We start from the raw sequence: 21,146 nt of genomic DNA on the forward strand, positions 1-21,146 counted from the left end.
AAGATGCCCACTGAAATTCTGATGCCCGCCCTTTCCCCCACCATGGAGGAAGGCACCCTGGCCAAATGGCTGGTCAAGGAAGGCGATACCGTCCAGTCTGGCGACCTGATTGCCGAGATCGAAACCGACAAGGCCACCATGGAATTTGAAGCCGTGGACGAAGGCACCGTCGGCAAGATCCTGATCGCCGAAGGCTCCGAAGGGGTCAAGGTCAACACCCCCATCGCGGTGCTGCTGGAAGAGGGCGAAAGCGCCGGTGATATCGCAACATCGGCAGCAACCCCGGAGGCGGCACCAGCCGCTGACGCGGGCACGGAGGCGGCCTCCAGCGGAGGCTCCGACACGTCCGCTGCTGCCGCCACACCGGCGCCCGCAGCCCCCACCGCTGCGGATGGCGCGCGCATTTTTGCCTCGCCCCTGGCCCGTCGCATTGCCGCCGACAAAGGGCTCGACCTCAGTTCGCTCAGCGGCTCTGGCCCACGTGGCCGCATCGTCAAGGCCGATGTGGAAAACGCCAGTGCCGCACCCAAAGCCGAGGCCAAACCAGCTGCGCCAGCCTCTGCCCCGGCAGCCGCCGCCCCCGCTGGCCCCTCGGCGGATATGGTCGCCAAGATGTATGAAACCCGCAGCTTTGAAGAGGTCAAACTCGACGGCATGCGCAAAACCATCGCGGCCCGCCTCACCGAAGCAAAACAGACGGTGCCGCATTTCTACCTGCGCCGCGACATCCAGCTGGATGCGCTGCTCAAGTTCCGCGCCCAGCTGAACAAACAGCTCGAAGGCCGGGGCGTCAAACTCTCGGTGAATGATTTCATCATCAAAGCCGTGGCGCTGGCGCTACAAGCGGTTCCAGATGCCAATGCCGTCTGGGCCGGAGATCGCGTGCTGAAAATGAAAGCCTCGGATGTGGCCGTTGCGGTTGCCATCGAGGGCGGCTTGTTCACGCCGGTGCTGCAGGACAGCGAGCTCAAATCCCTCTCGGCGCTCTCGGCAGAGATGAAAGACCTGGCCGCCCGCGCCCGGGATCGCAAACTGGCCCCACATGAATATCAGGGCGGCAGCTTTGCCATCTCCAACCTGGGCATGTTTGGCATCGACAATTTTGATGCCATCGTCAATCCCCCCCATGCCGGCATACTTGCGGTTGGCGCGGGCAGCAAAAAGCCGGTTGTTGGGGCGGATGGCGAGCTGAAAGTGGCCACTGTGATGTCTGTCACCATGTCCGTGGATCACCGGGTCATTGACGGCGCCCTGGGCGCGCAGCTGTTGCAGGCCATTGTCGAGAACCTGGAAAACCCCATGGTCATGTTGGCGTAACTCTGCAAACCGGTCTGCTCGAAAACGGGCCGTCTCCCAAACGGACCTGACAGTAAAATCCGAGGCGAATATTGCCTCGACGCCCCTGCCGCAGATTATCCCTGCGGCAGGGGATTTCTGTTTCGCAGGCCTTGTTGGTTTCGCAGGCCCTGTTGGTTTCACCGGCCCTGTTTGTTTTCACCGGGACGGATAAATTTATCGGCGCTACTGGTTCCACCGCAATCCTGGCCTCGGCGACAGCCCTTGCTCCACCAGCCGTTTGACAGCCGACCCTACAGAATACGCAGTCTGAATCAAAAAGGGGCAGAACATGCCCCCTTTTCTCTTGCTCAATCAGCTGGATATCAGTCTGTGCAGTGCGCCTACTGGCGTCCTCTATCAGATCCGTTTGGCACCACCTGATCCATGCTGATCGAAGGCTGGTCGCAGCCAGCCTCACCGACGATTTTGGCAGGCACACCAGCGACGGTCTTGCAGGGGGGAACCTCGGACAAAACGACCGATCCCGCCGCTATACGGCTGCAATGACCAATACGGATATTGCCCAGCACTTTGGCCCCGGCACCGATCAACACCCCGTCTTCGATCTTGGGGTGGCGGTCTTCTTCTTCCTTGCCGGTGCCGCCCAGGGTCACCGAATGCAGCATGGATACATTGTTTCCCACCACAGCGGTTTCCCCGATGACGATGGAATGCGCGTGGTCAATCATGATGCCCCGGCCAATCTTGGCCCCTGGATGAATATCAACGCCAAAGATTTCGGAGATCCGCATCTGGAAAAAGAAGGCGAGGTCAAAATCCCCCTGCCGCCACAACCAGTTGGCCACGCGATAAGCCTGTACCGCCTGATAGCCCTTGAAGTACAGGATCGGCTGCAACAGCCGGTGGCAGGCGGGATCGCGGTCATAAACCGCCATCAGATCGGCACGGGCAGCGGCAATCAGGTCAGGGTCGGACGCATAGGCGGTATCGACGATTTCACGCAGGATCACCATCGACATCTCATTCGAGCAGAGCTTTGCGGCGATCCGGTACGACAGCGCCTTCTCCAGTGTTGGGTGGTGCAGGATACAGGCGTGGATCAATCCGCCCATAAGCGGCTGTTTGGCAACGGCCTCCTGAGCCTCGATGGTGATTTGTTCCCAGACCGGGTCCAGGGGCGAAACGGCTGTGCGCGTCTTGATCATGGCATGGCGTCCTCTTCTTGCCCTTAGGTTTGCATTTAGGGGAGAAAAACCCAAGCGCAAACCCTTGATGGAGAAGATTTCTAAATAGAATGAGTCAGGTCTCTGCCCCAGGTCTATTGCCCCAGGCCCTCGCCAGAGGAGCTAACTGGCTTGGATTTTGCCGCCGGATCGCTTCCGGTTTTTTGCACCTCATTCACCGGGCCAGGCGGTGCTCCAGTTCCGCAAGAGCTATGCGCAAGCAGTTGATATAGTTCAGATCATCCCAAAACGGCTCAGCGCCAAGCGGGCCGCAACACTGGCGCACCGCCGCATCCAACGTGCCATTTCCCCACTGTGGATGCAGCTGACCTGTGCGCGCCACATGGCCTGCTGCCTGCTCTGCCAGATCAAACAGCTGCTGACATAAATTTGATCGCTGCGGAGCAGGCACCACCAACAAAGCCCGTGCAAGACTGCTCAGATCTTGCGGAAAAACTGGCCGGAGGCGACTGGGGGACCTGCCACTATTTGCGGCCAAGCGGTCGCGCGGCGCTGTCACGCAATTGGCATCCTGGCTGCAAAGCCTGCTCCGTAGCGGTCTGACAGCTGGGCCACCTCGATAATATCCCCCGACAGGGCCGCATCTGTGCTTTGCTCGCCCAAGGAATAGGTCCAGACCGGGGCGCTCACCTCCTGTTCGCGCAGCAGGGTGGTGCCCCGCAGGATGCGAATTCTGTAGGCTTCCCGCGCCTCCGCCAGGGGGATCTCGGCCAGGTCCCAACTGTCGCCTTCCACTCGGCTGCGGCGGATCCAGCTGACAGAAATGTCACTGCCAAGCCCGCCACTGAACCGCAGATGCACCGGAGCATAGGGGCGTAACCCATTGCCATCAAAAGCTTCAACCTGGTGGATATAGCTGGGATCGTCATAGCCCCGCCGTGCCGGCCCAATCCGGTAATGGCGCGCCATGCGGCGTTGGGCCAAAGACAGCTCCAGCTGAGAGAAACTGCCGTCCAGCAGCACCACGTATGATCCCTCGGGCCAGAGCAGCGGCATCAAGCCGTCGCTGCCCAATTGCCCCCGCAATCGGCCGCGCAGCATATAGGTATTGTTGCCAACCAATTCGGCCTCGCGGAACTGGAAAATCTCCCAGTTGCCATTGCTGCCATCGCCGATGGCCACCGCATTGGCCCCATTCAGCACCGCAAGCGCTGATCGGCTTTGCAAGGCGCCGGAAATCAGTTTCACCTGCAGATCAGCACCAAGATCCCAGCGCCCCGGCGCTGCCGCCGCCAGGTCCGTCTGCGTCACGCCAATGGTGCTGCGCGCCGCAATGATCTGCTCCAATGCATAATCGGAATCGCTCCCCGAACTATACACCGCAACGGTTCCGGGCCAGGGCGCTGCTGTCACCGCCAGATGTGGCGCATGGGGTGTTTCCTCACCTGTCAGCAGGGGCAGATCCAAAAACAGGGGCAAGACCGGCAGGGGCGGCTCAAATTCCTGACCGGTGGGCAGCGTTTCCGGAATATCCGTCGGCAGATAAACTTCCGGGTCGATCCGCACCGCATCGACGCTCTGTGCCGTGCCCAGCTCCATCCGGTCAAGACGATAGCGCGGCACCGGCTCTGTGCCCGCCTCCGATTCTGTTGGGATCGCCAGGGCTGCGTTGTCTGGCAGTGCAATGACATCGCCCACCCCAAGGTGCAGCAAGGAGGGCGGCAGGACAAAGCGGGCAGTGTCACGGGACACCCGCGCCTCGGCCAGCCAGCGTTCCACCACCTGACGTGCCTCGCTTTGCGTCAGGACCAGGGCCAGCTCGCTGGTGTTCACCGCATGGGTTTCCTCATCCGGCAGGCTGGCCTCTACGGCAGCAATATCATAGCCCGCCCCCCATTCGATAAACCGCAGACGCACCCGCCCCGCCAGTTCGGCCTCAGCCTCGCGGGTGAGCTCTATTGTGCCGTCCAGATCTTCATCATCAACCAGGCTTTGCGCGGGCAGCAGAAAGGCGCTGTCGCCCTGACGCAGGCGGAACTGCAGCACCCCGTTGCGTTCAATCGTATCAAACCCATAGCGCAGGCTCAGCGGTTGCAGCGCGGCGCGCGCCTCGGCCACCTGGCTCACCCCGTAGCCGTGCACGATCCCGTGCAGCTGGCTGACGTCAATCTGCCTTTGCCCCGCCGCCCAGCAGATCTCGCGCACCACCGAGGCCAGGCTGCGCTGCCCTGCCCGCCCGTTGAGCCAATGGCCGCGCAGGTAATTCGCACCATCACTCCAGACCCTATCGAGGTTTGGAAAAGCAGGAAAGGGACGCGCATCCCAGGCCCAGACATAGGCGTTGCTCATATCCAGCATCCGCCCCTCATATTCGCTGGATTCCGGGTTGTTGGCCTCCTCGCCCCAATAGCCCAGCACAGCCCGCAGGTATTGCAGTTGCATCAGATCATCGCGCTGGCCGTTGGAATAGTTCGGCAGCTGCGATTCCGAGCTTTTGGGGTCAAGGAATTTATTGGGCTGATTGGTCCCCTTGTCGATGGCAGCACAGCCCAGTTCAGTGAACCAGATCGGCTTTTTCTGCGGCTGCCAGGCGGTGGGCAATGCTTGGCGGATCCCGTCTATGCGCTCATAATGCTGGTTGCTCCACCAGTTTTTCAGATCTTTGTAACGCCAGATCCAGGGCTCATCATGGGCGCCATCGGTGATCGGCGTGCGGATCTGCGCCGCAGCCGCCTGGGGTGAGTGATAATACCAGTCATAGCCCTCACCGCCAGCAACATTGGCGCGCAAATAGTCCAGATCATATATGCTGGGCGCCCCTGCGGCGCGGTCCAGATGATCCACGCCGTCGCGCCAGTCCGACAGCGGCATATAGTTGTCGATGCCGATAAAATCTATATTGGCATCAGCCCAAAGCGGGTCCAGGTGAAAATATCTGTTGCCCTCGGGGCTTTGGTAGCCCCAATATTCGGACCAATCCGCCGCATAGCTGATCTTGGCCTCGGGCAGCAACAGGCGCACCTCGGCTGCCAGATTCCGCAGCGCGGCAACCGCTGGGAAACCAGTAAGACCGCGGATCTGGGTCAGCCCGCGCATCTCGGAGCCGATACAAAAGGCTGCGACCCCGCCCGCAGCCGCACACAGCGCCGCATTGTGCAAAATGAACCGTCGCAGTCCCCAATCCGCCGCACCGGTATAGCTCACCTGACCGCCGGCAACGGAAAAATCCGCTGCCGTGGCCGCCCCCATAAAGGCAGCGACCTCGGCCTCTGCTGCCAGGGTTTGATCCGGTGTTCCCGTCAGGCCCGGCGCCTTTGACAGGGTGATGCGCCCGCGCCAGGGCAGTGGCGGCTGGGTTGTGGCATCGCTCCAGGGGTCGGGAAGGCTGTTGCCTGCAACCTGATCCATCAGCACGAAGGGGTAAAACATCACCCGCTTGCCAGACAGTTGCAGGGCCTGGATCGCCTCGATCACCGCAGCGTCACTGGGGGTGCCGCCATAGACGCCGCGCCCCTCGCCATCCACTGGCACCAGATCGGCACTGGTCCGGGTCTCCCCGCTGACCCGCCAGGCCATAGGGATCCCTTCAGCCTGCTTTTGCTCCACCTTGGGTTTGATCTGACACTGCCCGCAGCGCAGATCATCACCAAACCACGACACAATCAGCGAGGTGGCTTGGCAGCTTGGCAGCTCGGAGCACAGCCCCGCCAGCGAAGTTGAAAAGTCGCTTTGCCCAGAGGCCGTGTGGCTGTTGGCCCCCGTGGCCTGGCCCGGACCAATACCGTAGTGAACCGCCGTGGTGGCCAAGGCATATTCGCCAGTGCCCGGCAACAAAGCCACCCCCTGAACCAATTGCCCAAGGTCTTGCGAATACTCCGGGCTACCGGGTTGCTCGGGGCGCACCACCTCAAAGGAAAACTGCGGCACCCGGTTGCCAAAGGACTCCAGCGCCAGGTCTTCAAACACCACATAGGCGGTGCCACGATAGGCGGGCACCTCGCCGGTGCCCTCAATCGCCTCCATCAGCGGATCCGGCAGCTGATCCTGGGAGCCGCGATAAAGCGTCATGTTCAGGTCCCTGGCAGAGACCTCTTCGCCGTCCGCCCAGATCCGCGGAACTGCGGCGATCTCCCCCTGACAGAGCGCAATCGCCAGTGAGACCGAATAGCTGTAGCTGGTTGTGCGGGGCTGGCTTGGCGCCCCTTTGCCGCCGCCGGATACGGTGGTGGTTTCGGCAAACTGGCTGGCCCAGATCACCTGGCCGCCAATGCGGGTGCGCCCATAGATCTGCGGGATTGGCGCGCCCTGTCCGGCTTCTGTCAGGCGGAACCGGTCCACCCGGCCCGTCTCGATCGCGTCAGAGCCCGCCCCCAGCAGCCGGTCATCAATGGCCCGCCCCAGAGTGGCGCCAACTGCACGACCAATGGCGACGCTGGACAGGCCAGCCACCGCGCCACCAATCGAGCCACCAATGGCGGCGCCCGCTGCAGAAAGAACAATAGTTGCCATCAGATGTGCTCCTCAGGAAAGCAAAACCGCGCCACCAGGCGGCGCTGCCAGGGGGCCGTCAGGGCACTTTCCACCACCCCGTGACCGTAATAGGCGTGAATAAACCCCGGCCCAAAATTGGCGCCAGAAGGAGAGCCAGTATTGGCGCGGGCCAGACCCGGCGCGTTCAGCCGGGACTGTACGCCGAGATGTTTTGCCACCGCCCCTGCCCGCATGCGAAACAGCAGCACATCCCCCAGCGCCGCCTGCGCCAGAGGTTTTGCCACAAGATGGGTCAGCGCCGCCTGCCACAGCCGCTCCTCGCCCTGCGGTTCCGACCAATCCATTGAATAGGGCGGCGGTGTTTCCGGCTCGGTGGCAAAAAGCCCGCGCCAAATCCCCCGGATCAACCCCAGACAGTCGCAGCCGGCACCACGGCAGCTGGCCTGGTGCAAATAGGGCGTTCCCATCCAGCGCCGGGCCTCTGCCACTGCTTGCAGGTTATCCCTTGCATCAGAGCTTCCTTGTCCCGTCATCTGCGGCTGCCCCCGGTTGTTCTACCCGTGGATTTTGGCACCGCCATCACCCAGTCTTCGCCGGGGATATCGGGGAAGCCCTGGTAGTTGATCAGATTGTTGAACTTCAAACGACAGCTCTGCATGGATTTGTCACATCCCGGCACCAGCCGCAGCTGATCCCCAGCCCGCAGCCCGCCGCGCAGGACCTCCCACAGTGTAATCCGCCGCATGCCCTCCAGCTGTTGATCCCGTTTGATACTACCCCAAAGCCCCGTGGCTGCGCCGCTGATCACCGTCAGGCGCCCACCCGCAAACCAGCCTGGCTCAAAGCCATCCAGGCCAAGCCATTCAAAACTGCCGTCTTTGTTTAGCGTCTCAACCTGGCCCTCATAGGCATAGCCCGGTGTCGCGAGATCAAAGCGGCAGTGACTATCGCCCAAAACCGCCGTGCAGGGGGGCTGAAAGATCCGCCCCAATGGCTGGTTCAGCGCCTCGGTGAGGCCGCGCAGTTCCGCCTCAAAAGCGCCGCCCGCCCGGTGCAGCTCGCCGATGGAGCCGCTAAATTGCAGCCAGTGATCTGCGGTGTTTTGCCAGTTGACCAGCCAACACTTCAGGTCGGCTCCGTCGAAGCGCCCAGCCATAATATCGGCTTCCCGCAGAGCCACGTCACTCAGCGCCCCCTGTGCAGAGGAATTGTCAATCGACAAGCCGGTGCTCTGCACCAAAGCGCGCGCACTGAGCCCGGTGCCGGCGGTGAAATGCCAATCCTCAAACGCCAGATCCAGATCGTGATCGGTAAAACCAAACCGGGTTCCGTCCTTGCGGGTCAGCCCCCAGCACCGTGCCAGGGTGGTGATGCCTCTCTGGGCATGGGCCCATACACCTTCCGCTGCTGACGCCATCAGACCCGCACCTCCACCACTGGCACATTGGGCACATCCCCGGCCTGAAAGGAGGCAACACTGGTCAGGATCCTATCGGTGTCAAAACGCACCGGCACGTCAAATTCACAGCCTGCAACGATTTCGACCCCCTGTTCCGGGGGATAGCTCAGCTGGATCAGGCCGGTGGTGGAATCGAGCGTGAAATCAATGTCTTCCTTCAGCTCTTCCTGCCCCAGCCCCAGGCGCACGGTGCCCGCAACAGGTTTGGCGATGGGGCGCTGGTAGATGCTGTCGCCAGAGCGGTAATTCTTGATCAACTGAAAATCGCTGCGGGCGCCATCCCCCAGCCCAATAACCTGATCGCGAAAATCCACCTCCGCCGAGGCACGGGCCGATTTGTAATCGGACCAGTCTTTCCAGCGAAAGCCGTAAATCTGCCCCTGGCGGGCTTCGAAAAACGCAATCAGCGCTTCGATATCATCCAGTGAGCGCAGCCCCAGACCGGCATCATAGCGCCGTCGGGAATGGGCCCAGGGGGTGTTGCGCTCCTCAAACCCATTGGCCAGCGTCACCACATCGCTGCGCCGCTCCGGCCCACCAACCGAGCCAAAGCTCAATGAGGCGGGAAATCTGATTTCGTGAAAACTCATGGGGGTGCCCTCCTAACGGTTGCGATTGCCACGGCTCAGGGCGCGCGACAGCTGGGCGGCGATCTGGCCGCGACTGCGCGCAAAGCCCTGCACATCGGGGGTGCTGACATTCATCACCACGGTGGTGCCGCCGCCCTGTGAGCGCACGCCGAGGCTGCCATCGGTGCCGCGGCTCAGCGGCAGGATGGCTTCGGGGCCGGCCTCTCCCATCAGCCCGGTGCCGCCGCGCATGGGAAAGCTGGTCGGGGCGCTGACGATGCCGCCGCGCGCAAAGGGCACCACCCGGCCCTGTGAAAATGCCGCGCCATCGGCAAAGGGCAACAGCCCGCCAATGAGATCGCCAACCCCGGTGGAAATCAGCCCGCCAACGTGATCGGTGATCGGGCGCAGAGCGGCGTTATAGGTGGTTTTGACCAGCGTGCGCGCCAGACCATCCAGCGCCGAGGACAGGCTGTCGCCATCAAAAACCACCTGTTCAAAGGATCGCCGCAGCCCGCGCGACAACCCACGTTCCAGGGTTTCGACATCCTTTCCAGTGGCTTCAAAAGCATCACGCACCCGGCGCAACTCTGCTTCAAAGCTGGCGGCCATTCCGGCAGCATCGCCCAGCGTATCGCCAAGTGCTCCGCTTTGGATGTCCAACGCGGCAATGTCATGACTGTCAGCCATGGTGCGATCCTTTGTACTATCCGCCGTCAGCGTCTGACGACGCCAAAGCGGGGAAATTGAAACTTACTCAGAGTGTTCACTCTGCTGGGGAGGAAGGTCCGGCTGATCAGGAAAACGCTGCATCAGCGCCTGCAACCCGCTTCGGGTCAGGCTTGGGGCCTGCACCGCAGGGCCCAGCAACAGCTGCAATTCCAGCGGGGTGAGATCCCAGAACTCTGCCGGCTGCAGCCGCAGCCCGCCCAGACCAGCCCGCATCAGGCCAGGCCAATCCAGCCCCGGCCCATCCAACCCGGTCATAACGCGGCCTCCTGGCCCTGTGCCTCCGTCGGCAGTGAAAAGCTGCGGGCCAAAAGTTGCGCCGCCACCCTTGCCGCCTCGACAGCGCCGCCGGTGATCTCGGCCCCGGCCAAATCCAAACTGTCCAGATCATGGCCGCCGCCCTCCAGACCGGCAGTCAGCAGCGCCAGAATATCAGCTGCCGAAAATCGTCCCGTTTCAAAGCGCTGTACCAGCGCCACAAGCGATCCCTCCTGCAGCTGCTGTTCCAGCCGCGCCAGTGCGCCGAGGGTGAGACGCAGCACATGGGGGCTGTCGTTGATGACCAGCGTCACCTCACCGCGCCAGGGGTTTTCAAGCTGTTGTTGCATGGCTCACGCCGCCGTAAAGCTGAGCGCGCCAGCGCTGGCCAGGGAGAGCTCATAGGTGGCTTCGCCATTATGGCTGCCCACATAGTCCAGCGCGGTCACCTGAAACGGCCCCTCAACGGTGCCAAAGTCCGGCACCACCACCTGGCAATCCGGCGTCACCCCGTCAAAGAACAGCTGGCGCGCCCGCTCATCCGTGGTTTCATCGCGAAACACCCCCGACCCCGAGATTGAGGCAGAGCGCACCCCAGCCCCCGCCAGCAGCTCGCGCCAGCCACCCTGGCTTTCGAGACTGGTGACATCGACAGTTTCGGCATTAAAGCTGATCCGCGTGGCGCGCAGCCCCGCCAGAGTTTCAAACTGACCATCGCCGGTCATATCCACCTTGATCAACAGATCCTTGCCATTTTGGGTAGCCATGACAGCGCTCCCTTTCTAACTGAGTAAGTGTGTATGGATTGGTGTTTGTATGCAAAAACTGAAGCTTAGACCTCAGTCATCTTCCACCCGCGCGGCAAAAAGCAGGGTAATGCTGCGACCGCCGTCTGTCAGGCGCTGGGCGCTGGCGCGTTCAAACCAGATCCCCACCAGACGCCCCCGGCTGAGGGTTAGCGGCGCATCGACCAGCGCATCACAGATCGCGGCGGCGGCCTCTTTGGCGACGATAAAGCCGGCGCTGCTGGTGAAAACGCTGATGGTAAAACGATGCCGGGCGCCCGGACCGCTGGCGTCTGAACGGTCCAGCACCTCTTCGGAGCCCAGAACCGCGTAGATCTGCGGCAGGTTGCCCGTTGGCATGGCGTCAAACAGATCAGAGCCCAGGGCCGCCGTCACCCCGGCATCTGCCGTCAAGTGCTGAAACACCGACTGCTGCAAAGCACTGGCCAGCGCATAGGTCATGGCGCCACCTCCTCGATACACTGACACTCCAGATAGCGCCCGCCCGGGTCTGCCTCGCTGACCGCCTCGATACGGAACAGACGTTGACCCTGACGAAACCGTTGCCCAGGGCGCGGACGCGACAGGCTACCCTGAGGTGTGGCGCGCAGGGTGATCTTGTAGCGCTGCAGCGACAGGCTGCCGCCCTCTTGCCCGGCGGTACGCCCTGTTTGAGCGCTCAGCCCGGCCCAGACCACACCCAGCGGCGCCCAGCTTTCGCTATAGCCCCCGGCCCCATCGCTGAGCCGCTGTGGGTCTTCCAATACCAGCCGTCGGCGCAGCTGCGGTGCGCGGCTCTGGGTCATGATGCCCTCCCTGCGGAGATCCGCAATTGGCGGTAACGATCTATCAGGCTGACAACGCCAAAGGGCATGCAACCGCCATGGAGAGCAGTGTCATCGCGGTATTCGTAATAATGCGCCGCCAGCATCAAAACTGCCTGGGCCAAATCATGGGGCAGGTCCTGCCAGCTGGCGCCCATTCCTGCGGTCAGCGTGATCTCAAGCCGGGCGCCGCTTTCCAGACGGGGCAGCGATCCTGCGCGGGGGTGCAGGCGGGGCTGCTGGCTGTCGGGTTCCACCCAGAAGGTCTCTGTGGCCAGGGTTGAGGGATCGCCCTCAGCATCAAACAGGGTTGCCGAGGTCAGAGCCACAACCGGGGCCAGCGGCAGCGCAGCCCAATCCCGCCGCCGCCAACCGGTAATCACCCAAAGGAAACCGCGCTGCAAAAGCGCCTTGCCGGTCCGGTTTTCAATCGCCGCCAGAGAAGCCCGCAAAAACCCGGTCAATACACTGTCCTGCAGGTCATCTTCGCCAAAGCCGGTGCCCAGTCGCAGGTGGGCCTTAAAGGCCTCCAGCGGCAGGGCCATATCCGGCACCGGTGTCACTTCGCTCAACATCATCATCAACTCCGCGGGCTCAGGTCCCCAAGATGTCCCAATCTGGTTCAGCGGGCACGCAAAGCTCTCTGCCGCTCGGACGGAGGGGGAGCAGCTAGACGACAGAAAACCAGAAAATGCGTACCCGCCAGGGAACCGGGCTGCCGGTTCCCCATTCAGCCAAAGCAGTTAGCTGAGGCCGAATTTCAGCAGTTTGATGGCAGCAAAATCGCTGACATCGCCGCCCACCCGTTTGGTGGCGTAAAACAGCACATGGGGTTTGGCGCTAAAGGGGTCGCGCAGCACCCGCAGATCGGGGCGTTCCGCAATGGTATAACCGGCGGCAAAGTCACCAAAGGCCAGCGACAGGCTGTCCGTGGTGGCATCTGGCATGTCCTCGGCAATCAATACCGGATAGCCCAGCAGGCGCGCGGGCTCACCAGCCGCCAGACCATCGGACCACAGGAAGCGGCCATCGGCGTCTTTCAGTTTGCGCACCAGGCCTGCGGTTTTGGAGTTCATCACAAAGCTGGCATTGGCGCGATACTGCGCCCCCAGGGCGTAGACCAGATCAATGATGGCGTCGCCATCTCCAATGCCGCCATCTTCCCCCGAGGCAACATAGCCAAGGCTGCCCCAGCTCCAGCTGCCATTTTCCACTGTCGGATGGGTCAGAATACCCGTTGGCTTGTCGATGCCATCGCCGGTCAGAAAGGCCGCGGCTTCGGCGCGGGAAAACTTGTCGGCGATCCGCCCGGCCAGCCAACCTTCGATGTCAAAGGCGCTGTCATCCAACAGCCGCTGCGAGGCCTTGGGCAGCGCGCTCAGCTCATGCAGGGCAATGGTGATCCGGTCGATCACCGGCGTGCCGCTTTCCACGGTTGGATCGGTCTCGGTGGCCCAGCCCGCCCCGGTGTCGCTGTGATCAATCAGCACATCAAACGAGGTGGCCTCCACGCTCACCACCGTGGCCACAGCCCGGATCGACGCGGTGGATTGCAACACAGATTTCACCGTCTCCGAGGTCTGCGGATCCACCAGATAGCCGCCATCACTGTTGACGGTGGTCGACAGGGCCTTGCTTTCGGGCATCAGGCCGCGAAGCGCGCTATCGTCGCCGGTGCGGATATAGCCGCAAAAGGCTTTCTGGTGGGGGGCTTGCTCCGTGCTTGCGGCTGCAAGATGCGGGCGCACAGCCCGGTTTGTCTTTCGATCCAGCATGGTCATTCGCTCTTCCGTCTGTTTGAATTTCACTTTCACAACGTCCTGAAACCCTTTGAACTCTCGCAGAAACCCTGACATCGCCTGGGTGACTTCCTGGGTCAAAGGAACTGCCTGATTGGCCAAGTCCGGGGTATCCCTTTTCGTCATTTCTTTTGTCCTGTTCTGTTCAAGGTTGGGGAAAGGGTCATATGGCTCAGGTCGCGGCTGGCACGGCGCAGATCAGCCGCCAGTTGCCGCAGCTTGCGCTCTTCGGCGTCGGATTTCTGGCCCATCACCCGCGCGGTTGGCAGCATCGGAAAGGTCACCAAAGAGACCTCCCAAAGCTCGACCTCGGTGAGCACGCGTCCGCCGTCCTCACCCCTGCGCGCGCGCTTGGTGCGGTAGCCAATCGACAGGCCCTCAATAGCGCCTGCGGCAATCAGGGCTGCCGCTTCGGCCCCGCGTGCGATTTCCGTCAGCAGGCGGCCCTTGACCCACAGCCCGCGATTGTCTTCGCGCAGCTCCTCCCAGACCCCAATCGGCTGGGCCGGATCGTGCTGCCACAACATCTTTACCCGACAGCCTGAGGCATGGAGGCGCTGCAGCGAGGCCCCATAGGCCCCCGGTGCGACCCGGTCTCCGCCCTGATCGGCCTCGCCAAACAGGCTGGCATAGCCCTGGATCACGCTGTCATCCTGAACCGTCAGCATCTCCCCAAAGCGAGAAAACTTATGTTCAAACCCTGCTTCAATACCCATTGAAGAACCTCACATAACAGATTGAAACCACGTCAATTCATCGCCAAAAAAGACTGAAAGACCCGTGTCAGTATCACAGCGGCCACGCCATAGAGTGTCAGCCAGAGGCGCCGCTCCAGCCGCTCCAACAGTTGCTCAAGCTGCTGCTGTCGCCGTTCAACTGCCTGCAATTGGATCTCGATAACCTTTTCATGGGCCGACAGCCTCAGCCCCGGCGCACAGTCAAATGGCGGCATTGGGTACTCAGCCATCCAACTCACCCTCGGGCAATGGCGGCAGGCCAAGCAATTTACGCTTCTCGGTCTGGCTGAGGAAATCAGCAGCTGCGACCCGCTGCCATTGTCGCTCTCGCTCTTCTGACAGAGCTGAAACCTGATCAAGATCCGGTTTCAACTCGATGATTTCGTTGCCATAGCCAGAGATCCACTCTGACAGCCCCGCCGCAATCCGGGTCACCAGAGGCACCACTGTCAGGCGGTAAAAGGCCCGGTTTGCTTCTTGGTAATTGGAATAAGCCGTGTCCCCCGGCAGGCCCAACAGCATCGGCGGCACGCCAAAGGCCAGGGCGATCTCCCGCGCGGCGGCCTCTTTGGTTTTTTGAAACTCCATGTCCGAGGGCGAAAACCCCATGGGTTTCCAGTCCAACCCGCCTTCCAGCACCATGGGTCGCCCGGCATTGCGCGCACCCTGAAAATTGGCCTCCACCTCTTCACTGAGGCGGCGAAACTGGTCATCTGACAGGCTACCCTGGCCATCGGTCCCGGCCCAAACCAGCGCGCCTGACGGGCGAGCTGCATTGTCCAACAGCCCCTTTGACCAGTGCGAGGCTGCCGAATGCACATCCAACGACAGCGCTGCCGCCTGCAGCGGTGCCAGCCCGTAGTGATCATCCTGCGGGTGGAAGTTTTTCAGATGCAGCACCGCAGCGCGCCCGTCTTCGCAGGCAAAGCGGTGTTTGCGCCCCCCCACAGTATAGTCATAGGCCTGGGGCCAGCCGTCAGGGCCGGGTAGAATTGTCATGCGATCAGGGCGCAGCAGATGCAGCTCCGCAGGCCAACCTTCTGTGGTGCTCACCGCCTCGACATAGGCGTTTCCCGACAGCATCAGATGGCCAAACAGGCTCTCGAAAAAGTCCTGCCGCGTCTGTGCCGCGTTCGGGCGGCTGATGAGCGACAGCAGCGGATGGCTTTCATAGCGCTGCGCCGCGTCCTGAACCACCAGCGGCAGGGCTGCTGCCGCCTCGATCACCATACGAACGGCGCGAAACCCAACCGGATTTCCCAGATAGCCAAGCCGCGTCAAAGAGCTGGTATCGCGGGCAGCCAGCGAGAAGGCGCCGCTGCCCTGCCAGGCAATGCCACGCGCCGCAGCGCTGGCCTTGGTCTGGTTCACCATGGCCGGTGAGGCCAGGGGCTCGCTGGACTGTTTCTTGCGCCAGGGTAGGTCAAACCTCATGGGCGGCTCCTTTGATCCATCATCCGGGCATCGTGCCCTTTGCTGGAGAAAAGATATGACCTGCTGACCTGAACATTCCCCAAGGCAACCGTTCCCCACAGAGGAAACAAAGGGCCTAACACATAGTATTCAATACACAAATACAGATGGTGAGGTGTTGCATCCCCCGTTTGAGCGTCAGACCATTCGGGCGCGTGGCAGTCGCTTTTGGCTGGCGGGATCCAAAATCAGCTGATGAATGGCCCAGACCAGCGCATCGACCCGGTCAGGTGAGCCCTGCCCCTGAAACCCTTGCGCAGCCATTTGGCACATCTGCTCTTCCAGTTCGGCCAGCCCTGGCAGATGGTGCACCCGACGTTGTTCATAGAGGGCAGCGACGGGCTCGGCGCGCACTACCTTGCCGCGGCTGGCATGAACCGCCTGAAAACCGATCAGCGGATCAATCTGCCGCAGCAGGTTTTCAACCAGCGCACCGCCCTGGTTGACCTCTGCCACCACCCGGTCAGCGCCGAACTCCTGATGGGCGGCAATCACCGCCTTGGCCCAGGTCAGCGGCCCCACCCCCTGCACCGTTCGATCCGCCAGAACATAGGCCTGCCAGTTTTGCACCGGTCCCTGCAGGCAGGCGCCGGCGACAATGATCCCGCAGGCATCCGACGCCTTGCCCGAGCTCACAGCCGGATCCACCGCCACCACGATACGATCAAGCACCGGCGCCGCAGCCACCTGTAGCTCAGCCAGCTGAGCCGCCCGCCAGATGGCGCCCTCGACATCGCTCAGCAGCACGCCGTCCAGTTCCTGCCGCCCCAGACGCGAGCCTGCATAGCGGGCGCGCACTTCAGTCAGGAAAGAGCCGGCAAGATTGGCGCGGTTAGCCTCTGTTGCGGCGTGGCTTTGCACCGTAGAGGGCGTTTGCAGCAGTTGACGCAGCACCGCCACGTTGCGCGGTGTTGTGGTGACACAAACCCGTGGATCCTGCCCCAGTCGCAAGGAAAACTGCAACATGTCCCAGGCCTCGCGCGCGCGGCGCCATTTGGCCAGTTCATCCGCCCAGGCAGTATCAAACTGCGGCCCCCGCAGCGCTTCGGGGTCATGGGCAGAAAACGCCTGGGCCATGGCGCCATTGGCCCAGATCAGCTTGCGTTCCCCTGATTTCCACTGGGGCCTGCGATCCGGCGGCGTGCAGGCCAGGATACCACTGTCCCCCTGGATCATCACATCCCGGACCTGATCGTAGGTTTCGCCAATCAGCGCCAAGCGGCGGGCGCGACCGGGGGCCAAGGGGGTGGCCCCTTCGACCTGGCTGCGGATCCATTCCGCCCCGGCGCGGGTCTTGCCTGCGCCGCGCCCCCCCAAGATTACCCAGCTCCGCCAGTCTCCCGTGGGTGCCAGCTGATGCGGATGAGCCCAGACTTCAAACAGATAGGGCAAGCAGCGGGTGGCATTGTCACTCATCTCCTGCATCAAGGTTTCCTGCACCATGGGCGTGGCGCAGGCGATCCAGGCGGCTGCTGATTTCAGCCCGGGCTGCGGCAAGATCAAGCCCCTGTTGATCACAGGTCTCTTGGGGGTTTTGCTCGACAAGGGTCTTCTCCACTTTCTGGCAATCTCTGATAAGCCCCTCAAGTTTTGCGATCCGGGGAAGCGCGGCGTTCAGTGCCTCCTCCTCGGAAGAGGCAAGCCGCTCCTGGAGGTCTTCGGCCTCCTGACGCAGTCGCAGGATCGAACGCTGAAGCGACTGAAACAGATCCTGCGTGGTTTGAGTTTTTGGGGGTTGCTCTGTCTGTGACATCTGGGCCTGGGCCTTTCATCCAAAGGGCCCCCGACACGACTAAAGACTGAGAGGATCAAACGCTGGCGCCAAGCACCTGGCGCGACGGGCAAGAAAGTGATCTTCGATCTTTTACCAGCTGCGCGATAAATTAGGCGAAGCCCTGGGCAAAAGTCAAATGTGCCTGGGTTGCCAAGCGTCCGAGAATAAAAGGAAACATTAACAAACCGACGCGGATCACTGCCCCTGAGCAAAGAAAACCCGCCCCCATCAGATGATGAGGACGGGGTCAAAGATCATTCAGACCTTGGCGCGGTGGTCAATCAGTTGTTGTTACGCTGCGCTTCGATCTCGCGCCATTTAACAACGTTGCGATTGTGCTGTTGCAGCGTCTCAGCAAAGGCATGGCCACCAGAACCATCGGCCACAAAGAACAGGAAATCGGTCTCGGTCGGGTTCACCGCCGCCAACAGGCTCGCGCGGCCAGGGTTGGCGATAGGTGTTGGGGGCAACCCTTCAATGACATAAGTATTCCAGGGCGTTACCTTGCGCAGCTCGCTTTGACGCAAGCCCCGGCCCAGCACGCCTTCACCCTTGGTTACGCCATAGATCACGGTGGGATCCGTTTGCAGGCGCATGCCGCGATTCAACCGATTGGTAAAGACGCTGGCCACTTGGCCGCGCTCTTCTGCGATGCCAGTTTCTTTTTCGATGATCGAGGCAAGGATCAGCATTTCCTCAGGGGTTTCAACCGCCGCATCCTCGCTGCGGTTTTCCCAGGCGGCCGCGATCAGCAGCTCCTGGCGGTCCTGCATCTGTGCCAGGATCTCGTCGCGGGCCTGCCCTTTGACAATTTCATAGCTGTCAGGTGCCAACATGCCTTCTGCGGGACGCTCACCTGGGTCACCACTAAGAATGTCGATGTTTTGCAGGGCATTCACCACCTGCCAACTGGTCACACCCTCGGCCAAGGCTACCCGGAAACGGGTATCTGTGGCGGATTTCAACTCGGTAAAGATTGCCGGAACATCGTCCGCGCCGAGCTCAAAATCAGCCCGTTCGACAAATTTTCCGGAGACCGGGTCCAGTTCACGCACCTCGGCCCGCAGGCGGGTCACGCCAACACGGTACACCACCTCCGTGCCGCAGGTGCTGGCGCCGCCAATGGTGATCTGATCGAGAATACGCTCCATCGAGGTCCCCGGACGGACAAGAAAGCTACCAGCTTTGAGCTGGTTCGACTTCTCGGTGTATTTGGCGCTGACCCGGAACAACACGCCGGAGCTTACCGCCCCCTGCTGTTCCAGCTCGGCGCTGACCCGGGTCATGTTTGACCCAGGGCGTACCTGCAGACAGATCGCTGTCTCCAGCGGCCCTTGCGCGGTGTACTGCGACTTACCCCAGAGGATGACACCGCCCAAAAGGAACAGCAGCACCACCAGGACGGTCAGCATATTCGAAGCCAGGCTGCGCCACATTTATTTAGGCTTCCCAAAGACAACCGAGGCATTGGTTCCGCCAAAGCCAAAGGAATTGGACAGGGCCACGTCAATCTTGCGCGCGCGCTTGGCATTTGGTGCCAGATCAATAGGGGTTTCAACCGCCTGATTGTCCAGGTTGATGGTGGGCGGTGCAACCTGATCGCGAATCGCCAGGATCGAGAAGATCGCCTCAATTGCGCCAGCCGCGCCCAAAAGGTGACCGGTGGAGGATTTGGTCGAGGACATGGTGACATTGCCCGCGTGATCGCCCAGCATCCGCTCAACCGCGCCCAGTTCAATCGTGTCGGCCATGGTCGAGGTGCCGTGGGCGTTGATGTAATCAACGTCTTTGGGCTCAAGTCCCGCATTTTTCAACGCCGCGCGCATGGAGCGCTCGCCGCCCTCGCCGGTTTCGGAGGGGGCAGTGATATGGTAGGCATCGCCCGACAGGCCATAGCCCAGGACCTCGGCATAGATTTTGGCACCACGGGCCACGGCATGGTCGTAGTCTTCCAGCACCACAACACCGGCACCTTCGCCCATGACAAATCCGTCACGATCGGCGTCATAGGGGCGCGACGCCGATTTGGGGTCATCTGCCCGTTTGGTCGACAAGGCCTTACAGGCGTTAAAGCCAGCAATGCCAATTTCGCAAATGGCGGCTTCGGCGCCGCCTGCAATCATCACATCGGCATCGCCAGATTTGATCAGCCGGGCCGCATCGCCAATGGCATGGGCTCCGGTTGAGCAGGCCGTCACAACCGAATGGTTGGGACCTTTGAAGCCAAAGCGGATTGAGACCTGGCCAGAAATCAGGTTGATCAGCGCGCCAGGAATAAAGAAAGGAGAGACCCGGCGCGGACCCTTTTCCTTGATCATCACCGCAGTATCCGCGATCGAGCTCAACCCGCCGATGCCAGAGCCGATCATCACGCCGGTGCGTTCCAGGCTTTCGGTGTCTTCCGGTGTCCAATCCGCATCGCGCACAGCCATCTCAGCAGCAGCGATACCATAGAGGATAAAGTCATCGATCTTTTTCTGATCTTTCTTGATCACCCAGTCATCCGGATTAAAGGTGCCGTTTGTGCCGTCACCGCGAGAGACTTCGCAGGCATAGGTGGTGGCGACACCACTGGCCTCTGCGTCAAACAGAGTGATCGGTCCGGCGCCAGATTGGCCGTCCAACAGGCTCGACCAGGTCTCTTCAACTCCGGTTGCCAATGGTGTCACCAATCCCAACCCAGTTACAACGACTCGACGCATTCCTTGATCTCCTCTGCCTCGGCAATTCGCAACCAGATAGCTTGGATTGCCCTAGGGGTGCAAGTGCGCCAATAGCACCCTCTGGCAGGGGAAACCAAAAAGTGGTGAAAGCTCGCCACTCAGCCCGCCCCAAACCGCAAGGTTTCCGGCTGCCATCACAATCGGGGCCGACTGCCCTTGAGCCAAATGTATCCGGCTCAGGACAGCCCTCTGTGCTGGTCGCCACTTGTTCGCCACTTGTTCGCCCCCCGGGGAGGGGACGACAGGGGCTTCCATTTTAGGTCAAATGAATTCAGCGACTTGCTCGCCCTGAGGCTGCGCCATCGCAAGGGCGTCCTCCAAGCTCAGGGATTTGCGGAACAGGGCCCGCCCGACCAGGGCACCGGCAATATTGGGGATGTAGTTCAGGCGGGAAATATCGTCCGCACTGCGCACAACGCCACTTGCGATCACTGGAGAGTGAGCCACAGACGCCAAGCCTGAGATCAATCCCAATTGCGCCTCGATATCAGACATATCGCTGTCGATATCGGTGACAATGATTCCAGCAAAGGGGGCGGTGCCAAAGGCAGCGATATAGGTTTCCGGCTCAAAAGCGCCGGCTTTCAGCCAGCCTTCGGTCATAACCTGCCCCTGCCAGATATCGACTGCCAGAACAATTTGATCGGGATGTTGTTTGGCCAACTCGCACACCAAAGTAGGATCCAGCGCCGCCAGCGTTCCAACCACAACACGACCAGCGCCTTGGTCGATCCAGGCTTCGACGCTGTCCCGGCTGCGCATGCCGCCGCCCAATTGCACCGGAATACCCGCGGTGCGGATTATTTCCTTAACCAGGTCGCTGTTTTGATCGTCGCCTTTGACAGCATTGAAATCAGTCAGATGCATCCATTCCGCCCCGGAGGCGGCGAATTCCCTGGCTTTTTCAATAGGATCCACGTGCCAGATTTGGGGCTCGTCCAGGCGCCCCTTTTCCAAGGTCACACAGTGCCCGTCCAGCAGCTCCATTGTTGGATAAATTTGCATCCTCAATCCCCTCCTCGTTGCTCAGCCTTTGCATGAT

At 61.4% G+C, this 21,146-nt stretch carries 23 protein-coding genes; 1 reads left to right on the forward strand and 22 read right to left on the reverse strand.

Annotated features, from left to right (window positions below; genetic code table 11):
* The first annotated feature begins 3 nt into the window (after positions 1-3).
* Entirely contained in the window at positions 4-1,317 is a 1,314-nt protein-coding gene (locus N1037_12935) for a pyruvate dehydrogenase complex dihydrolipoamide acetyltransferase (GenBank protein UWS78189.1), read from the forward strand.
* 362 nt (positions 1,318-1,679) lie between these two features.
* On the opposite strand, the gene cysE is transcribed toward N1037_12935, so the two are convergent.
* The 22 genes from cysE to N1037_13045 all read right to left on the reverse strand — a co-directional run bounded on the left by cysE (position 1,680) and on the right by N1037_13045 (position 21,109).
* Entirely contained in the window at positions 1,680-2,504 is an 825-nt protein-coding gene (gene cysE / locus N1037_12940; GenBank protein UWS78190.1) for a serine O-acetyltransferase, read from the reverse strand.
* 193 nt (positions 2,505-2,697) lie between these two features.
* Positions 2,698-2,865 (reverse strand): hypothetical protein, encoded by a 168-nt coding sequence (locus N1037_12945; GenBank protein UWS78191.1) that lies wholly within the window; start codon positions 2,863-2,865, stop codon positions 2,698-2,700.
* Between the two features lie 173 nt (positions 2,866-3,038).
* The gene (locus N1037_12950) at positions 3,039-6,992 is read right to left on the reverse strand and encodes a glycoside hydrolase/phage tail family protein (GenBank protein ID UWS78192.1); all 3,954 of its coding nucleotides are present in this window, start codon (positions 6,990-6,992) and stop codon (positions 3,039-3,041) included.
* Entirely contained in the window at positions 6,992-7,507 is a 516-nt protein-coding gene (locus N1037_12955) for a peptidase (GenBank protein UWS78193.1), read from the reverse strand. Before N1037_12955 ends, N1037_12950 begins: the two co-directional genes overlap by 1 nt.
* Positions 7,504-8,391 (reverse strand): DUF2163 domain-containing protein, encoded by an 888-nt coding sequence (locus N1037_12960; GenBank protein UWS78194.1) that lies wholly within the window; start codon positions 8,389-8,391, stop codon positions 7,504-7,506. Before N1037_12960 ends, N1037_12955 begins: the two co-directional genes overlap by 4 nt.
* A complete protein-coding gene (locus N1037_12965; GenBank protein UWS78195.1) occupies positions 8,391-9,023 on the reverse strand; it encodes a DUF2460 domain-containing protein in 633 nt (210 codons plus the stop codon). Before N1037_12965 ends, N1037_12960 begins: the two co-directional genes overlap by 1 nt.
* Positions 9,024-9,035: 12 nt before the next feature.
* On the reverse strand, positions 9,036-9,692 hold the full coding sequence (locus N1037_12970) for a phage tail tape measure protein (protein UWS78196.1): 657 nt from the start codon (positions 9,690-9,692) through the stop codon (positions 9,036-9,038).
* A gap of 63 nt (positions 9,693-9,755) precedes the next feature.
* Positions 9,756-9,989, reverse strand: a complete 234-nt coding sequence (locus tag N1037_12975) for a phage tail assembly chaperone (GenBank protein ID UWS78197.1) — start codon at positions 9,987-9,989, stop codon at positions 9,756-9,758.
* Positions 9,986-10,339, reverse strand: coding sequence for a gene transfer agent family protein (locus N1037_12980; GenBank protein UWS78198.1), 354 nt, complete (start codon positions 10,337-10,339; stop codon positions 9,986-9,988). The genes N1037_12975 and N1037_12980 overlap by 4 nt, the downstream gene beginning before the upstream one ends.
* Positions 10,340-10,342: 3 nt before the next feature.
* Entirely contained in the window at positions 10,343-10,756 is a 414-nt protein-coding gene (locus N1037_12985; protein UWS78199.1) for a phage major tail protein, TP901-1 family, read from the reverse strand.
* A 72-nt stretch (positions 10,757-10,828) separates the two neighbouring features.
* The gene (locus N1037_12990) at positions 10,829-11,236 is read right to left on the reverse strand and encodes a DUF3168 domain-containing protein (protein UWS78200.1); all 408 of its coding nucleotides are present in this window, start codon (positions 11,234-11,236) and stop codon (positions 10,829-10,831) included.
* On the reverse strand, positions 11,233-11,580 hold the full coding sequence (locus N1037_12995) for a head-tail adaptor protein (GenBank protein UWS78201.1): 348 nt from the start codon (positions 11,578-11,580) through the stop codon (positions 11,233-11,235). The genes N1037_12990 and N1037_12995 overlap by 4 nt, the downstream gene beginning before the upstream one ends.
* Complete coding sequence (locus tag N1037_13000) at positions 11,577-12,176, reverse strand: head-tail connector protein (GenBank protein ID UWS78202.1); 600 nt, start codon at positions 12,174-12,176, stop codon at positions 11,577-11,579. Before N1037_13000 ends, N1037_12995 begins: the two co-directional genes overlap by 4 nt.
* Positions 12,177-12,341: 165 nt before the next feature.
* Positions 12,342-13,523 (reverse strand): phage major capsid protein, encoded by a 1,182-nt coding sequence (locus N1037_13005; GenBank protein UWS78203.1) that lies wholly within the window; start codon positions 13,521-13,523, stop codon positions 12,342-12,344.
* A complete protein-coding gene (locus tag N1037_13010) occupies positions 13,520-14,113 on the reverse strand; it encodes an HK97 family phage prohead protease (protein UWS78204.1) in 594 nt (197 codons plus the stop codon). The genes N1037_13005 and N1037_13010 overlap by 4 nt, the downstream gene beginning before the upstream one ends.
* Before the next feature lie 32 nt (positions 14,114-14,145).
* Positions 14,146-14,364: a hypothetical protein gene (locus N1037_13015; GenBank protein UWS78205.1), complete on the reverse strand. Its 219-nt coding sequence runs from the start codon at positions 14,362-14,364 to the stop codon at positions 14,146-14,148.
* Positions 14,357-15,568: a phage portal protein gene (locus N1037_13020; GenBank protein UWS78206.1), complete on the reverse strand. Its 1,212-nt coding sequence runs from the start codon at positions 15,566-15,568 to the stop codon at positions 14,357-14,359. The genes N1037_13015 and N1037_13020 overlap by 8 nt, the downstream gene beginning before the upstream one ends.
* 177 nt (positions 15,569-15,745) lie before the next feature.
* Positions 15,746-17,032 carry a terminase family protein gene (locus tag N1037_13025; GenBank protein ID UWS78207.1) on the reverse strand — a complete coding sequence of 429 codons (1,287 nt, stop codon included), beginning with the start codon at positions 17,030-17,032 and terminating at the stop codon, positions 15,746-15,748.
* Positions 17,016-17,360: a recombinase gene (locus N1037_13030; GenBank protein UWS78208.1), complete on the reverse strand. Its 345-nt coding sequence runs from the start codon at positions 17,358-17,360 to the stop codon at positions 17,016-17,018. Before N1037_13030 ends, N1037_13025 begins: the two co-directional genes overlap by 17 nt.
* Before the next feature lie 302 nt (positions 17,361-17,662).
* The gene (gene mltG / locus N1037_13035; GenBank protein ID UWS78209.1) at positions 17,663-18,817 is read right to left on the reverse strand and encodes an endolytic transglycosylase MltG; all 1,155 of its coding nucleotides are present in this window, start codon (positions 18,815-18,817) and stop codon (positions 17,663-17,665) included.
* Positions 18,818-20,083 (reverse strand): beta-ketoacyl-ACP synthase II, encoded by a 1,266-nt coding sequence (gene fabF / locus N1037_13040; GenBank protein UWS78210.1) that lies wholly within the window; start codon positions 20,081-20,083, stop codon positions 18,818-18,820.
* Positions 20,084-20,365: 282 nt separating this feature from the next.
* Positions 20,366-21,109 (reverse strand): 1-(5-phosphoribosyl)-5-[(5-phosphoribosylamino)methylideneamino] imidazole-4-carboxamide isomerase, encoded by a 744-nt coding sequence (locus N1037_13045; GenBank protein UWS78211.1) that lies wholly within the window; start codon positions 21,107-21,109, stop codon positions 20,366-20,368.
* Between the last annotated feature and the right edge of the window lie 37 nt (positions 21,110-21,146).

The organism is Phaeobacter sp. G2 (assembly GCA_025163595.1).
Taxonomy (GTDB): domain Bacteria; phylum Pseudomonadota; class Alphaproteobacteria; order Rhodobacterales; family Rhodobacteraceae; genus Pseudophaeobacter.

What these genes read in the sequence shown, in the direction of transcription:
- N1037_13045 (UWS78211.1), bottom strand. Translation starts at nt 21,109, where the DNA reads ATGCAAATTTATCCAACAATGGAGCTGCTGGACGGGCACTGTGTGACC.
- N1037_12970 (UWS78196.1), bottom strand. Translation starts at nt 9,692, where the DNA reads ATGGCTGACAGTCATGACATTGCCGCGTTGGACATCCAAAGCGGAGCA.
- mltG (UWS78209.1), bottom strand. Translation starts at nt 18,817, where the DNA reads ATGTGGCGCAGCCTGGCTTCGAATATGCTGACCGTCCTGGTGGTGCTG.
- N1037_12985 (UWS78199.1), bottom strand. Translation starts at nt 10,756, where the DNA reads ATGGCTACCCAAAATGGCAAGGATCTGTTGATCAAGGTGGATATGACC.
- N1037_12980 (UWS78198.1), bottom strand. Translation starts at nt 10,339, where the DNA reads ATGCAACAACAGCTTGAAAACCCCTGGCGCGGTGAGGTGACGCTGGTC.
- N1037_13010 (UWS78204.1), bottom strand. Translation starts at nt 14,113, where the DNA reads ATGGGTATTGAAGCAGGGTTTGAACATAAGTTTTCTCGCTTTGGGGAG.
- N1037_12935 (UWS78189.1), top strand. Translation starts at nt 4, where the DNA reads ATGCCCACTGAAATTCTGATGCCCGCCCTTTCCCCCACCATGGAGGAA.
- N1037_13015 (UWS78205.1), bottom strand. Translation starts at nt 14,364, where the DNA reads ATGGCTGAGTACCCAATGCCGCCATTTGACTGTGCGCCGGGGCTGAGG.
- N1037_13025 (UWS78207.1), bottom strand. Translation starts at nt 17,032, where the DNA reads ATGCAGGAGATGAGTGACAATGCCACCCGCTGCTTGCCCTATCTGTTT.
- N1037_12950 (UWS78192.1), bottom strand. Translation starts at nt 6,992, where the DNA reads ATGGCAACTATTGTTCTTTCTGCAGCGGGCGCCGCCATTGGTGGCTCG.
- N1037_12975 (UWS78197.1), bottom strand. Translation starts at nt 9,989, where the DNA reads ATGACCGGGTTGGATGGGCCGGGGCTGGATTGGCCTGGCCTGATGCGG.
- N1037_13000 (UWS78202.1), bottom strand. Translation starts at nt 12,176, where the DNA reads ATGATGTTGAGCGAAGTGACACCGGTGCCGGATATGGCCCTGCCGCTG.
- N1037_12995 (UWS78201.1), bottom strand. Translation starts at nt 11,580, where the DNA reads ATGACCCAGAGCCGCGCACCGCAGCTGCGCCGACGGCTGGTATTGGAA.
- N1037_12955 (UWS78193.1), bottom strand. Translation starts at nt 7,507, where the DNA reads ATGACGGGACAAGGAAGCTCTGATGCAAGGGATAACCTGCAAGCAGTG.
- fabF (UWS78210.1), bottom strand. Translation starts at nt 20,083, where the DNA reads ATGCGTCGAGTCGTTGTAACTGGGTTGGGATTGGTGACACCATTGGCA.
- N1037_12960 (UWS78194.1), bottom strand. Translation starts at nt 8,391, where the DNA reads ATGGCGTCAGCAGCGGAAGGTGTATGGGCCCATGCCCAGAGAGGCATC.
- N1037_12990 (UWS78200.1), bottom strand. Translation starts at nt 11,236, where the DNA reads ATGACCTATGCGCTGGCCAGTGCTTTGCAGCAGTCGGTGTTTCAGCAC.
- N1037_13030 (UWS78208.1), bottom strand. Translation starts at nt 17,360, where the DNA reads ATGTCACAGACAGAGCAACCCCCAAAAACTCAAACCACGCAGGATCTG.
- N1037_13020 (UWS78206.1), bottom strand. Translation starts at nt 15,568, where the DNA reads ATGAGGTTTGACCTACCCTGGCGCAAGAAACAGTCCAGCGAGCCCCTG.
- cysE (UWS78190.1), bottom strand. Translation starts at nt 2,504, where the DNA reads ATGATCAAGACGCGCACAGCCGTTTCGCCCCTGGACCCGGTCTGGGAA.
- N1037_12965 (UWS78195.1), bottom strand. Translation starts at nt 9,023, where the DNA reads ATGAGTTTTCACGAAATCAGATTTCCCGCCTCATTGAGCTTTGGCTCG.
- N1037_13005 (UWS78203.1), bottom strand. Translation starts at nt 13,523, where the DNA reads ATGACGAAAAGGGATACCCCGGACTTGGCCAATCAGGCAGTTCCTTTG.